Genomic DNA, 13,237 nt, shown 5'->3' on the forward strand with positions numbered 1-13,237 from the left:
CGTGAAATATAAAAGATATGCTCTAAATTGAACCTGTACCTTATCCAAAGTTTTCAATGATGTTATTTAAAAGACTGCTTTTACTTTCGGTTTTTGCAACTGTCAGTAATTACGTAAATGGTCAGAAAATAAGTTATGAAGTTTCATTTCCAAATCTTGCGCATCATGAAGCCAGCATCGCAATTACGGTTACTGAGGCGTCTCAAAAAGAGCTGACCTTTCGGATGAGCAGGTCTTCTCCCGGGCGTTATGCCACGCATGAATATGGTAAAAATATTTACGATGTGAGTGCCTCGGACAAATCGGGCAACCCGCTGCCAATCGAACGGACGGATGGAGACATTTACAAAGTTTCAGGAATCAATGGTTTTGCCAAAGTGCAGTACACGCTTTACGCAAACCATGCCGACGGTACCTACGCCGGATTGGATCAAAATAGTGTGCATTTGAATATGCCCGCCACTTTTATGTGGGTTAGGGAGTTACAAAAAGCGCCGATGGAAGTAAAATTCAATTTGCCTGAAAATTCCAAATGGATCATTGCTACGCAGCTTAAAGCAACCAATAAAGCAAATATTTTCACTGCACCTGATCTTCAATATTTCATGGATTCGCCTGTAAAGATTGGCAAGTTGATTGTTAAGGAATGGGCATTAGACAATCCCGGACAGAAAAAATCGCAATTCCGTATTGCACTTGAAGTGACTGCAAATGATTCACTGGCTGACAGTTTTGCATTAAAAGTGAAGCGGATCACGCAGGAAGCTCAGACGGTTTTTGGCGAATTTCCGGTATTTGAAACGGGGAACTACACTTTTCTTGCCAGTATTAATCCGTATGTCAAAGGGGATGGTATGGAACACCGAAACAGTACAATGATTTCCATTCCAGTCACTTTTAATGCTTCCAATAATCTCCTGGGCGTTTTTTCTCACGAATTTTTCCACACCTGGAATGTAGAGCGGATCAGGCCGAAGACGCTGGAACCTTTTAATTTTGAGAAAAGCAATATGAGTTTTGAATTGTGGTTTGCAGAGGGATTTACGCAATACTACGGCGAGTTATTAATAGAGCGCGCCGGTTTTGACTCACCTGAGGGTTACTGCAATGAACTGACTGATTTGGTAAACACCAAAGAAAACACCGCTGGCGCCAGACGCATTTCGCCTGTTCAGGCAAGTTGCCAGGCGGTTTTTGTAGATGCTGGTGTGGCGATCGATAAAACGAATTATCCAAATACTTACACTTCTTACTATCCATATGGTGCCTCCATTGCATTGGCGCTTGATCTCGAACTTCGGAGGAAGGGGATGACCCTGGATGGATTTATGAAATTGCTTTGGCAAAAACATGGCAAAACGGAAGTAGCTTATCAGGTACCTGATTTACAAGCTATTCTGGAAATGTATTCAAAGGATAAACCGTTTGCCGAAGATTTTTTTAAAAAGTATATCAATGGTCACGAATCATTTGACTATGCCCCATTGCTTCAGATGGCAGGCCTAGCTTTAAAAAAACAGTTTGAAGGTCAGGCTTGGATTGGCGATATGCGTTACAAGGAAGGATCGGAGCTTACGATTTTGAGCAACACGATCATGGGTTCTCCGCTTTATGCAGCAGGTTTAGATATTGATGATCAAATTTTGAAGGTTGACGGAAAAACGCTAGGGTCACAAGCGGAATTAATGGCAATTCTTAAATCACATAAGCCAGGTGAAAAAGTAACCGTCGATTATGTGCACCGTGGAAATGCCAAATCTGCCGAGATGACCCTAATTGAAAACCCAAGACTTTTAGTCGTTTTAAATGAAAATGCAAATCTGCCGGTCAGCGATGAGATGAAAAAGTTTAGAAAGGATTGGCTTGGTAGTAAGGTAAAATAGTTGAGTGACTGTTAACGGAAGCGAGGCCGGATTTTCAAGTCCGGCCTCGCTTTTTTTTCTTCAAGTCAATTCGCAACTCACTTTATAAGCAGCAATTTTTTCGTCTCGATCTGGTTGCCGTTTTTGATTTGTAAAAGGTAGATACCAGCCGGAGCGTCACTGATACGGATTTTCTCATGATGGTCACCCTTGCCTTTTAGTTTCTGGGTGAACCAGTTTTTACCATGTAAATCGGTAACATTAATAGTCGTCTCATTTCCCGTTGAGATATTGAAATTGACCTCGAAATCGGAAGAAGACGGGTTCGGAAATACGCGGAGCGCTTCTTTAAAAGTATTGCCATCCTTCACCGCTAACTCCGGCGCAGCCGTTCTTATGTTTGTTTGACCATTGCCCGTCACGCAGATTTTGTCCTGACGAACTGCGAAGCCTGGAAGTCCCTGGATCCGCACGATGTTGTTGCCCTGGCTTAGGGTAACATTGATTGTTTCTTCCCTGTTAACAATGTTCCAGGAATGGGTTGACGGTAACTTCACAGATGGCTTAATGACATTTCCATTGGAAGAAATGCTGATAAAGGCGTCTTCATTTGAATAATACACGAGTTTGAGCTGATAATTTCCCGCGGATGGGACGCCATTAACGGCATAATCAACATAATGGTTATAATTGTTCTGGTCACCACGCGTACGTCCTCCGGATGCATTCGGATCACTGCTTATTGGTCCGTTACCATTGGAATTTTCGGCTTCTTGGCAAATGCTGATCGGCTGGCCGGTCGTTGGCGGCTGGCAGGAGGTAACAGTAATGGCAGCAGACGCTGTTTTTGGGCTGCAACCTGCTTTGGAAGCAGTTACGGTATAGCTGAATGAGCCATTCGCAGCCGGTGCATTCGCATTCACCGATTTTCCTGAAAGGTTAATGCCGTTTCCGCTCCACTGATAAGCGACTGCAGCACAATCAGCGCCCGAGCAATCGGCTGTCAGGCTGAAAGTAGCAGAGCAGGCTGGTGTGGCATTGGACCGACTAGCCGTAACATTGAAATTGCAGGTTGCAGGGGTAGGATCATCAGCAACTACGCGGACCACCAAATTCGACGTTTTGTCTGCGCAACCTGCTTTCGAAGCAGTTAACGTGTAAGTATAGTCTCCCGGAGTAACTGGCGCATTGATGCTCACATTTGCACCAGTGTAGTTAATTGTATTCCCGGTCCATTTAAATGTGGCACCTCCACAATCAGCACCAGAGCAATTAGCTGCTAATGCGATTGTTTGCTGAGGCTTGTAGGACTGTGCGTTGGCGGAGGGTGCAATCGCGTAATTGCAGGTTATCGGTTGGGGATTGCCTGAACCTTGTCCCGTCACGCAAATCCGGTCCTGGCGGACAGGGGCGCCCGGTAAGCCCTGAATGCGTATAACATTGTTACCCTGGCTGAGTGTCACATTGATCGTTTCTTCCCGGTTAACGATGTTCCAAGAACTGGTGGCAGGCAATGTAACTGAAGAAATAATGGTATTCCCATTGGATGAAATAGCGACACGGGCGTTGTCATTTGCATAATACAGGATTTTAAGCTTGTAAGTCCCGGCCGAAGGAACGCCATTGACAGAATAATCAACATAGTGATTATAGTTATTCTGGTCACCACGCGTAAGTCCTCCCGATGCATTCGGATCACCGCTTATTGGCCCATTACCGTTTGAATTCTCCGCTTCCAGGCAAACGCTGATCGGTTGGCCGGTCGTTGGAGGCTGGCAGGAATTAACGTTAATGGATGCAGACGCTGTTTTTGGGTTGCATCCTGCTTTGGAAGCAGTTACCGTATAGCTGAATGAGCCATTCGCAGCTGGTGCATTCACATTCACCGATTTCCCTGAAAGATTAATACCGTTTCCGCTCCATTGGTAAGTTATCGCGTTACAATCGGCGCCGGAACATTCAGCTGTGAGACTGAAAGAAGCCGAGCAGGCTGGGGTAGCATTCGAAGGGTTTGCGCTAACATTGAAATCACACGTTGCCGGGGTAGGGCCGTCAGCCACGATATGAACAATCACATTTGACGTTTTATCAGCGCAGCCTGCTTTGGAAGCAGATAATGTATAAGTGTAATCTCCCGGTGTTGCAGGTGCATTGATATTTGCAGAAGAACCAGAAACATTTGCTCCATTTCCTGTCCATTTATAAGAAACACTTGCACAATCAGCACCGGAGCAGTTGGCGTTCAACGTCATGGACACATTTGGTTTATAAGACTGTGCGTTTGCAGAAGGTGCAATCGCGAAATTGCAGGTTACAGGTTGAGGGTTTCCTGAACCTTGTCCGGTTACGCAAATACGGTCCTGGCGAAGGGAAACGCCCGGTAAGCCCTGAATACGTATCACATTATTACCTTGGCTGAGCGTCACATTGATTGTTTCTTCCCGGTTAACGATGTTCCATGAACCGGTGGCAGGAAAGGTTACCGAAGAAATGATGGTATTTCCATTGGATGAGATTGTAGCTCTGGCGTTACTACTGGCGAAATACAGGAGTTTGAGTTGATATTGGCCCGAGGAAGGTACGCCGTTAACGGCATAATCAACATAATGGTTATAGTTATTCTGGTCACCACGCGTAAGTCCGCCCGATGCATTCGGATCACCGCTTATGGGCCCGCTACCATTTGAATTTTCCGCTTCCAGGCAAATGCTGATCGGCTGGCCGGTTGTTGGAGGCTGGCAGGAGGTAACGGTTATGGAAGCAGACGCTGTTTTTGGATTGCACCCAGCTTTGGACGCTGTTACCGTATAGCTGAATGATCCATTGGCAGTTGGTGCGTTCACATTCACCGATTTCCCTGACAGATTAATACCGTTTCCGCTCCATTGGTAAGTTACCGCGGCACAATCGGCGCCGGAACATTCAGCGGTGAGATTGAAAGACGCCGAGCATGTTGGGGTTGCATTGGAAGGGCTTGCGGCGATATTGAAATCGCAATTAGCAGAAACCGGAGGGACCGGAAGTGGAGGAACTTTGGCCATTAATGGCTCCGCATTTTTTAGAATATTCGTAGAAACATTCGTAATCGCGTCCCTCCAAAGCTCTGCTGCCCTTTGTTGACCATTCTCATTGAAATGAAGTCCGTCATACCGCCCTGAATCATCGATTGAATTTAGGTTTGCCCCTCGAAAAACATTAGGAACTGTTGCAATCAAGGATTCCTGGCCGCTTGTGATTGAGAGATTAACTCCTTTATTATAACATGAAGTAGCAACCATCCAGGCAAGTTTTGAGAAGAAGGATTCCTCCCTTGTCTTTTCGATGACTTTCTGATTTCTGAATTTAAATCCTTCCCCATCGGTATCTTGGTCATTAACGCCGTGCATGGACAAGATTGCCCTTAAGCCGGTTTGGGGAGCGTATTTACTTAGGGTGTTTCTGATGTTGACATAAGGCATCCTAATGTTGAAGTTAATAAATCCATGGTCGAAGGGAATATCATATGCTGCTTTGTAAGTTTGATCCATGCTACTTCCGCCAAAAGCTGCACTGTAAAATAGTACAGGAACATTCAATGCGCCTGGACTTACAAGCAAATCACCAAGTTTTGACCATAACCATGGATACCCCGCCATTGGTGCTATTCCACAAGTTTGACATAGTTGACTTGGCAGTAACGCTGGCAGGTCTTCGGGTTTGCCGCTACGTAAATATTTTTCGTGCAATGCATCATCACTTCTAATGTTGATCGAATTAACCAAATCACTGCCTGCCCCAGTCATTGGACTATTTGCGGCTTCGGCATTTGAATGCCCAACAATCAAAAAAACTTCGCCTACACCTACTTTTTCTACATTTGCTGTTGCGCCAACCTGCTTTCCATCTTTCATGCCCCGAACTTCGAGATCATAGCGACCACCGGTCGCGATGACGGATCCTGAAAAGACATTGCCGCTTACTGATCCGGATATTTGCGTCCAATTTACCTCAACGCCTGGTTCCCCTGGGCGGTTTTTCAAACGAGCCTCAACTTTGTCAATTGCTGCAGTGTATGTACCTGTGATGAAAACATTAGCATTACCCTCCGTGTTTCTTTGAAAAACCATTCTTGAAGGTGGAAACTTAATGTCAATTTGAGCAAAGCCAGAAATCGAAGTGAAAACTAGCAATAGGAATGTAAAAGTTGAACGCATAAGACAGTTGGTTAGAATGCATGATGAAGTAAGATTCCATTTTCAAGAAACGATATTATCAGGAAATGATCGGGAGGGGTACTAAATCGGGAGGTGCCGTAAAATTATAATATTTGACCAATCTTATGTAACCGTCAAGCAATTAAATTTATCCGCTGAATAAGAATTGGTCGACATTTGAGGTTATTAGGTGATCGAAACCTTTCAACCTTGCTTTTCAGACAAGTATTTCCAGTATCGCCGTGGCACATGGCGGATGTGAAGTTTCATATTTTTTCGGGAAGGGATATTGGTGCTGCGGAAGTAGTCTTTCCAAAGAACGGAATACAGCTCTTCCTGTGGATCGAGAAATTGCTCCGGCAATGCATTTAGGTTAGACGACATTTCGGAAGAAAAATCAAAAGCAATTTCTTCTACTTTATCGAGGTCGTAAAACAGACCGTACTTCCTTTTTAAATCATAAATGATCCATTTTTGGTCGGCATACCGATTTTGGAAATGTTCGATTAAGAGGGGGAGTACATTATAATCAGGCTCAATGTGGGCGTAGAAAATGTCATCGGATGTTTTTTGAAAGCGGATGAAAGCTTCCATTCTGTGTTTTTCCCGATGGACCTTATGGCTCATTTGTGAGATCGCCAATACATACTTATTTCCGTAATTTTCTTCCGCTCCCTCCGCATTATCAATAATGTATCGGGCGAATTCAAATAAATCCTGAAATATGTCCGGCTGCTCAGATAAAAAGGCTTTATAAAAATGCAGCATCCATTCTTTACCCAGCTTTTTCTTCAAGCCATTCCAAACTCTCCTGGCTTTTTCGTCCTCACTAACCACTGTAAAACAATTATTGAATACATCCGGCAGATAATGTTCCTTACTGACCAATTTTATGGATTTCGTTTTTCTCTGATAGAAATAGAAAACAGAAGTAAGCAAACCCTCCAATGTTCCGTCGAAAAGATACGTTTCCATTAAAACAGTGAAAGTTGATTGAATGGATTTTTGAGGTATTTGCTTTGGCCGTCCGCCAGAATAACCCCTTTGATATGACCTGCTTCATGGTCTTTTAATTGCACCGGACTGTCGGCGTAGCGGATAAAATGCTTGGCTTTGTTAAAGGAAAGGCCGATTTTTTTCAAGTTATCCTGATAAAGCCTGCCGAATTTTCGCGCTTGTACGATTTTCAGCGCGGACGCGACGCCAATGCCAGGGACTCGCAGGATCATCCGATAATCGGCCGTATTGACATCCACAGGGAACTGATCAAGATTCCGAAGCGCCCAACTTAACTTTGGATCTACATCAACTTCCAGGTTCGGATAAGTATCGTTCAGGATTTCCTGCACATTGAATCCATAAAAACGCAATAACCAATCGGCCTGGTAAAGTCGGTTTTCCCGGATCAATGGCGGCTGAGTTCCAATGATCGGTAATCGTTCATCATAACTGATCGGAATGTAGCCTGAATAATAAACCCGTTTTAAAGAAAAGCTTTTATAGAAGGCATTGGCGGTATGCATGATTTCCTGATCAGTATCTGGCGTCGCGCCGATCACGATCTGGGTACTCTGGCCCGCAGGAACGAATTTCGGGACACTTTTAATCAGCGCTTTTTCGTCAGAGAATTGGGTAATGCTTTCCTGAATGTATTGTAGCGGTTTCTTGACTTCTGCATGTGACTTTTCAGGCGCTAACAACTTCAACCCCGTCTCGGTCGGCATTTCCAAGTTAATGCTCATCCTGTCGGCATATAATCCAGCTTCTTTCAGCAATTCTTCACTCGCGCCGGGAATAGTCTTTAAATGGATATAACCATTGAAACGCTCCTCATTTCGAAGCTTTTTAACAATCCGGACCAACCTTTCCATGGTATAATCGGCATTTTTAAAAATACCGGAACTCAGGAAAAGACCTTCAATGTAATTTCGTCGGTAGAAATTCATTGTCAATTCTACAACTTCTTCAACAGTGAATGCAGCCCGCTTGATGTCATTGCTACGGCGGGAGACACAAAAGGCGCAATCGAAAATGCAGTGATTGGTAAGCAGGATTTTGAGAAGGGAAACACATCTCCCATCTTCGGTATAGGTGTGACAAATTCCAGTTCCGTGCGCATCGCCCAAACCTTTGTTTTCATTTTTTCTATTGCTGCCACTGGAAGAACAGGACACATCATATTTGGCAGCATCTGCCAAAATCCCCAACTTTTCCCGAATCCTGTCAAACATATAAATTCAACTTAGTTAATTTCACCTGAAATATTTTGGCTCGTTATACAGTTATTACAACGTCACAACGCCCTATTTGTGTTCTAAAATATCATAAATTTGATACTGAAACAATCATTTTTTACATTAAAAGTGTTCCAGATGAGAATTAGTAAGATTGAGATTTTTATATCGCTCATATTCACAATCTTAACCCTCAACGCAAATTGTCAATCTTCAGAAGAAAAAGTGACCCGCTATAACGGAAAGATCAGTCAGCAGTTTGTAATTAATAGGGAAACCATCATAATTGAGCATGCCACGGGGAAAAGGATCAGCTATGAGACTTATGATCAGATTCTGAGAAGCAATCCAGGCGTATTCAAAACCCAGCCAATATTTGATAAGTACGGCAAACCATCCTCGTTTGAATTAATTAAAAGGAGCCAGCTGCAAATCCAGGATAACGGATCGGTCATGCATAATGCAGACCTAATGCCGGAAGTTGGGGAACCGTTGCCTCCGTTTGTGATGAAGGGTTTGGACGGAAAAGAATATATCTCAGAAAAATTGAAGGGCAAATATATTCTGCTGGGATTTTGGGTAAAGTATGAAAAACCGCTTTACACTTTTGCAAGTACCAAGGTGATTTCCAGTTTTATTGAAGAAAACAAACACCGCGGCGTGGAGATCGTTTCGTTGGGAACGACATTAAATACCGAAGAAGAATGCATGGAAGCGATCCCGAAACGCAATTGCGGATTTATCCCCGTGCCCGAATCTTACGGATTTAACCATCGATACAAAATCAGCGAAACACCTTATTTTATTTTGGTTGACAAAAAAGGCATTATAAAAGCGATGGCCTCGCATACGGAATTTTCGCAGATCAGCGAACTGATGCTAAGGTAATTATCCCAGCTGTCCGCTAATCCGATTAAAAATTTTATCCTGTTTCCAGGGTCGCTCCGGCCCCAGGTACATTCTTCTGGAAAATCTTGCTTGTCGGAAGCCATTTTTTTCGAGCAACTCGATCGCCAGTGTATTTTCCAAAGGTAAAATCGCAGAATCGTTATCCTTTATCCTCAATTTCATCAGTTCCAGCCCAGCTGTATCATCGATAGCGATAATAGGGTTATCTCCCCAATCGGGGATATAATAGCCCAGCACCCTAGACTGATCGACATAAATCATAGAGGAGGAAATGAAATCACCCAATACGCCCCGCCGATCTTCCCCTGAAACCTCCCGATCTACGTGGTATACTTGTTCTCTGTAAGCGCGGGAAAACGGGATGATTTTTCCGGAAATGGTATTGTCCAATGCTGATCCTTCTTTTATAAAATGACCATATACATTTTCCAATGTAAAACCCAGCTTAACGTAGACCGGAAAACCAAACTCGGTGGCATCCAGATAGATAGTCGGAAATTTCTGCCGGTCAATATCATTGATCAGGCTCACCGTCATTAAGTTACCTAATCCTTTCTTGCGATGTTCGGGATGTGTCACGATGCAGGCAAGCCAGGCCGTATCCTTATGCATCATTGTCGTTCCAATGGCTACCATTTGTTCATTCTCAATGATTTTGAGCGGTTTGCAGTAGATAGACCGGATAAAATATTCGAAACGGGGAACGAGGTTGCCCCAGGTTGGCGGTTGTAAAGCGGGCAGATGCCTCAAATCGTCAGTGGTGAATTCAGTGCAAATCATTCAGCTTAATTCTTAAAATTCTCCTAATAGCTTACAGCTAACGACTAATTACCTGAACCTTTCGGACATGGGCTATCTCACCCTTTTTTACAGATCTAATTTGAATTGAGGAAAGGGTTTCGATAGCAATCGTTTCTCCGTCGAGCGTAGTAAATTCCACTTCATAGCCGGATTCACCCAGATGTTTCATCACAACCGTCCCAATATCGCCGACTTTCAGCCCTGCTGCATCAATATTTTCTTTGAGAATTACCTTGTCAAATTCTTCAATCATAATTGTTAGCAGGTATAACTGTGATTAATCTTGGAATCTGGTGTTCGTCATGTGAATCAAAAAACCAATCTCTCCTACACAAGCCAATTGGTAAAGGGAGAGCAGCAATTCGGAACTGTTGAACACTGAATAACCAAATTTACTAAAAAATATGGCTTTGTGCCTGCCTTCTGAATGGCCAAGGTTTAGTAGGCATATCTGTTCGTCTTATTACATAACGGATTTCGGATGCATTTGGAAATGATCGCCTCGAGCGACAAATAATCCGAATGCGGGTTATTAGTTAGACGTCATATCTCACGAAAAGTCACTTTCTTTATAAATCAAAAAATAAAAGCTTCTGAAAATGAATATCATCACTGCGCAACAGCTAAAAACGATCATTGAAGACGAAAATCCGGTCATTGTAGATGCAAGGGGAGGAGTGGACGCTTTTGAACGTTACAGCGCCGGGCACCTGGAAAACGCATCATATGTAGATCTGGAAACAAATCTTTCCGAGAAAGCGGATAATGCAGCCGATGGAGGAAGACATCCGTTGCCGGAACCCGCGGAGTTTGGGCTTTTTCTTGGGGAACTCGGGATCGCACCAGAGTCCACGGTGGTTGCCTATGATGATAAAAAAGGGGCCAATGCCGCAGCAAGATTCTGGTGGATGCTCAAAGCGGCAGGACATGAAAAAGTATATGTAGTTAGTGGCGGACTTGATTCGATTTCAGCTGCCGGGCTACCCATTACCCAAGAAATTCCAGCCGCGCCAGTTGCGATAGATTATCCGATTTCGGACTGGATGTTGCCTGTTAAGGACATTGAAAATGTTTCGAAACTTTCAGCAGATGCCGATTATATGGTGATAGATGTTCGAGAGAATTATCGCTATATTGGTGAAAGTGAGCCGATTGATTTGGTTGCAGGACATATACCCGGCGCCGTAAACATTCCATATACTTCCAATCTCGATGAAAACGGCGAATTTCTTTCGGTCGAAGAGCTTGCCGCCAAATACAAGGAAGCATTGGGTGACCGCTCCCCTGAAAATATTATTGTGCATTGCGGCTCCGGGGTGACAGCCTGTCATACATTGCTTGCTCTACAGGCTGCCGGATTGGAAGGAGCTTCACTTTATGTCGGCTCGTGGAGCGAGTGGTCGAGAAATGATAAACCGATTGCAATAGGAAATAACTAAAAATTGGGCCTGATCGGATCAATTCATGACGAAATACCTAGCGCTCATCCTTTTCATCATTTTAAGCTCTTTTGCTTTCTTTGTCCTGAAAGACTGGGAAATAGTCAGTGGGTATACCATTAAGTTTGATGGAAAATATGCACGTGGCTCTTTTGAAAAATTAGCCGGAGCAATCAGTTTTGATCCTGAAAATCTTTCTACCGCAAAATTTGATGTTACCGTGGATGTTGCTTCCATTAATACTGGCATTGATCTGAAAAACAAGCATGCGAAAAGTGATAAATGGTTTGACGCGGAGAAATTTCCAGTTATTCATTTCATTTCTTCTAAGGTCGAAAAATTGGATACAAGCTATGTGGTACACGGTGAATTGGAGCTGCGAGGTATCAAAAAGCAATTATCCATTCCTTTTTCTTTTCAAAAAAATGAGACACAATCGTTGTTTTACGGAACCTTCAACGTCAACAGAGGAGATTTCGGAATCGGTAAGTCGACCGGCAAAGATTCGGATTCCACAAGTGTAGAAGTATACGTTCCAGTGCAAGGATTGTGAGATCGTTCTTCTGGTATGATATTTTTTAATCGCGCTCAAACAACGCGATGCCAGCCATGAAAAATATCGAATGCCATTACAAAGACGGGTCACTGATCTTTTGCACTACCCACAGTTATAACTACACTACAGCCCACAAAATCCTGGATGTATTTAATGTGCAAGGCCTCATTTCAGTGATGAGAAAAAAGTCTGGCGACTCGTTTCTTATTATAGGTAGCTTACCCGTCAACTACGATCCGTTCAACAATCATAATAATGATTGGAATGCTGTTATTTCAGAATTGAAACGAACTAAGGAAACGCTTGAACTGGAAGTTCAAGCGTTTTAGTGTTGATCCAAACCTTTCAATTGGATGAGCAGTTCATTCAACTCATTTTCTGCGATTTTCAGCGATTTTATTTCTGCGCTATCCACGACATTGTCTGCAGGATCGTCATAATTTTTAATTTCCTCCATCACATCCGGATTCTCGTTGTTCTCGCCCGAAAACTCCGTGATCTGATCAATATTCGTTTTTTCAAAATCTATCTGTTGACGTTTAGAAAGGATCTTCTCTTCCAGTTCTCTTCGTTTTTCTGAATTTAAGGACATGCTATGTTTATCTGGTTTGAATGGTTCCGGAAAAAATTAAGCCAAGGTGTTAATGTCAGAAAATAAATATCACCTGCCTTTTAATCAATGAATTGGCCTCGTGATAATTGGTTCGTATGCTTGCCTCTGTAATTATTAAGATTTGCCAATAAAGCCCTAGGGCTTTTGGTCAATCATTTATTTACCCAAATAACTAATTACATGAGACAAACTTACAAGCTGGTAGTCTTGATGGTTACGGCAGTTACGCTATCCGTCGCTACGTGTGAACACAAAAGCAATGCGCCGGATCTCAAAGCGGATCGGCATTCAACAGTTACAAAAAGTCCGGTTAAAGGTGCAGATCCAACCAACATTCCGGAAAGCACAGTATCCCAACTACAACAAGGTCTGGAAAAGCGGGAATACCATATTTCCTACGACGAGAAGAAGCATTCGCTCCAAAGCCCCAACCGCAAGCAAAATCTTCGGGCTTACTACGAGCCGGGAAAGCTGACGGTCCAAAACCGCATAGACTCCGCAGGCCACAATTTTAAATTACAACTCATCAATGAAGGCATTTTGCGGACGGCAATAAGTTATACGTTCCGCAGTCCAAAGCTGAAATCGATCAGATAGGCAATAAGTTGGAGCTCCGCTCGAAAGGTTTTA

General features: G+C 43.4%; 12 protein-coding genes. 6 read left to right on the forward strand and 6 right to left on the reverse strand.

Annotation, left to right across the window (positions count from 1 at the left end; translation table 11 throughout):
• Positions 1-56: 56 nt before the first annotated feature.
• Entirely contained in the window at positions 57-1,883 is a 1,827-nt protein-coding gene (locus tag FHS68_RS15370; protein ID WP_167271656.1) for a M61 family metallopeptidase, read from the forward strand.
• A 77-nt stretch (positions 1,884-1,960) separates the two neighbouring features.
• On the opposite strand, the gene FHS68_RS15375 is transcribed toward FHS68_RS15370, so the two are convergent.
• The 3 genes from FHS68_RS15375 to FHS68_RS15385 all read right to left on the reverse strand — a co-directional run bounded on the left by FHS68_RS15375 (position 1,961) and on the right by FHS68_RS15385 (position 8,286).
• A complete protein-coding gene (locus FHS68_RS15375) occupies positions 1,961-6,055 on the reverse strand; it encodes a T9SS type A sorting domain-containing protein (protein ID WP_167271658.1) in 4,095 nt (1,364 codons plus the stop codon).
• A 204-nt stretch (positions 6,056-6,259) separates the two neighbouring features.
• Positions 6,260-7,030, reverse strand: a complete 771-nt coding sequence (locus tag FHS68_RS15380) for a TIGR03915 family putative DNA repair protein (protein WP_167271660.1) — start codon at positions 7,028-7,030, stop codon at positions 6,260-6,262.
• Positions 7,030-8,286 (reverse strand): putative DNA modification/repair radical SAM protein, encoded by a 1,257-nt coding sequence (locus FHS68_RS15385; protein WP_167271662.1) that lies wholly within the window; start codon positions 8,284-8,286, stop codon positions 7,030-7,032. Before FHS68_RS15385 ends, FHS68_RS15380 begins: the two co-directional genes overlap by 1 nt.
• A gap of 141 nt (positions 8,287-8,427) precedes the next feature.
• Between FHS68_RS15385 and FHS68_RS15390 the strand changes: the two genes are divergently transcribed.
• A complete protein-coding gene (locus FHS68_RS15390; RefSeq protein WP_167271664.1) occupies positions 8,428-9,177 on the forward strand; it encodes a TlpA family protein disulfide reductase in 750 nt (249 codons plus the stop codon).
• Here the strand turns inward: FHS68_RS15390 and FHS68_RS15395 are convergent, their stop codons facing one another.
• Together FHS68_RS15395 and FHS68_RS15400 are read right to left on the reverse strand one after the other, a co-directional pair.
• Entirely contained in the window at positions 9,178-9,978 is an 801-nt protein-coding gene (locus tag FHS68_RS15395) for a GNAT family N-acetyltransferase (RefSeq protein WP_167271666.1), read from the reverse strand. It lies immediately after the preceding gene.
• 37 nt (positions 9,979-10,015) lie between these two features.
• Positions 10,016-10,252 carry a DUF4926 domain-containing protein gene (locus FHS68_RS15400; protein WP_167271668.1) on the reverse strand — a complete coding sequence of 79 codons (237 nt, stop codon included), beginning with the start codon at positions 10,250-10,252 and terminating at the stop codon, positions 10,016-10,018.
• 346 nt (positions 10,253-10,598) lie between these two features.
• Here FHS68_RS15400 and FHS68_RS15405 point away from each other — a divergent pair, with 346 nt between their 5' ends.
• The 3 genes from FHS68_RS15405 to FHS68_RS15415 are packed head-to-tail and all read left to right on the forward strand — an operon-like array spanning position 10,599 to position 12,323.
• Positions 10,599-11,438: a sulfurtransferase gene (locus tag FHS68_RS15405; RefSeq protein WP_167271670.1), complete on the forward strand. Its 840-nt coding sequence runs from the start codon at positions 10,599-10,601 to the stop codon at positions 11,436-11,438.
• 25 nt (positions 11,439-11,463) lie between these two features.
• A complete protein-coding gene (locus FHS68_RS15410; protein WP_167271672.1) occupies positions 11,464-11,991 on the forward strand; it encodes a YceI family protein in 528 nt (175 codons plus the stop codon).
• A gap of 56 nt (positions 11,992-12,047) precedes the next feature.
• Positions 12,048-12,323 carry a hypothetical protein gene (locus FHS68_RS15415; protein ID WP_167271673.1) on the forward strand — a complete coding sequence of 92 codons (276 nt, stop codon included), beginning with the start codon at positions 12,048-12,050 and terminating at the stop codon, positions 12,321-12,323.
• On the opposite strand, the gene FHS68_RS15420 is transcribed toward FHS68_RS15415, so the two are convergent.
• Positions 12,320-12,586, reverse strand: a complete 267-nt coding sequence (locus tag FHS68_RS15420) for a hypothetical protein (protein WP_167271675.1) — start codon at positions 12,584-12,586, stop codon at positions 12,320-12,322. The two genes, FHS68_RS15415 and FHS68_RS15420, sit on opposite strands and share 4 nt — an antisense overlap.
• A gap of 201 nt (positions 12,587-12,787) precedes the next feature.
• Between FHS68_RS15420 and FHS68_RS15425 the strand changes: the two genes are divergently transcribed.
• Complete coding sequence (locus FHS68_RS15425; RefSeq protein WP_167271677.1) at positions 12,788-13,204, forward strand: hypothetical protein; 417 nt, start codon at positions 12,788-12,790, stop codon at positions 13,202-13,204.
• Positions 13,205-13,237 lie beyond the last annotated feature (33 nt).

Origin of the sequence: Dyadobacter arcticus (assembly GCF_011762185.1) — a bacterium.
Taxonomy (GTDB): Bacteria; Bacteroidota; Bacteroidia; order Cytophagales; family Spirosomataceae; genus Dyadobacter; species Dyadobacter arcticus.

What these genes read in the sequence shown, in the direction of transcription:
- FHS68_RS15395 (WP_167271666.1), bottom strand. Translation starts at nt 9,978, where the DNA reads ATGATTTGCACTGAATTCACCACTGACGATTTGAGGCATCTGCCCGCT.
- FHS68_RS15415 (WP_167271673.1), top strand. Translation starts at nt 12,048, where the DNA reads ATGAAAAATATCGAATGCCATTACAAAGACGGGTCACTGATCTTTTGC.
- FHS68_RS15425 (WP_167271677.1), top strand. Translation starts at nt 12,788, where the DNA reads ATGAGACAAACTTACAAGCTGGTAGTCTTGATGGTTACGGCAGTTACG.
- FHS68_RS15370 (WP_167271656.1), top strand. Translation starts at nt 57, where the DNA reads ATGATGTTATTTAAAAGACTGCTTTTACTTTCGGTTTTTGCAACTGTC.
- FHS68_RS15390 (WP_167271664.1), top strand. Translation starts at nt 8,428, where the DNA reads ATGAGAATTAGTAAGATTGAGATTTTTATATCGCTCATATTCACAATC.
- FHS68_RS15380 (WP_167271660.1), bottom strand. Translation starts at nt 7,030, where the DNA reads ATGGAAACGTATCTTTTCGACGGAACATTGGAGGGTTTGCTTACTTCT.
- FHS68_RS15385 (WP_167271662.1), bottom strand. Translation starts at nt 8,286, where the DNA reads ATGTTTGACAGGATTCGGGAAAAGTTGGGGATTTTGGCAGATGCTGCC.
- FHS68_RS15375 (WP_167271658.1), bottom strand. Translation starts at nt 6,055, where the DNA reads ATGCGTTCAACTTTTACATTCCTATTGCTAGTTTTCACTTCGATTTCT.
- FHS68_RS15410 (WP_167271672.1), top strand. Translation starts at nt 11,464, where the DNA reads ATGACGAAATACCTAGCGCTCATCCTTTTCATCATTTTAAGCTCTTTT.
- FHS68_RS15420 (WP_167271675.1), bottom strand. Translation starts at nt 12,586, where the DNA reads ATGTCCTTAAATTCAGAAAAACGAAGAGAACTGGAAGAGAAGATCCTT.
- FHS68_RS15400 (WP_167271668.1), bottom strand. Translation starts at nt 10,252, where the DNA reads ATGATTGAAGAATTTGACAAGGTAATTCTCAAAGAAAATATTGATGCA.
- FHS68_RS15405 (WP_167271670.1), top strand. Translation starts at nt 10,599, where the DNA reads ATGAATATCATCACTGCGCAACAGCTAAAAACGATCATTGAAGACGAA.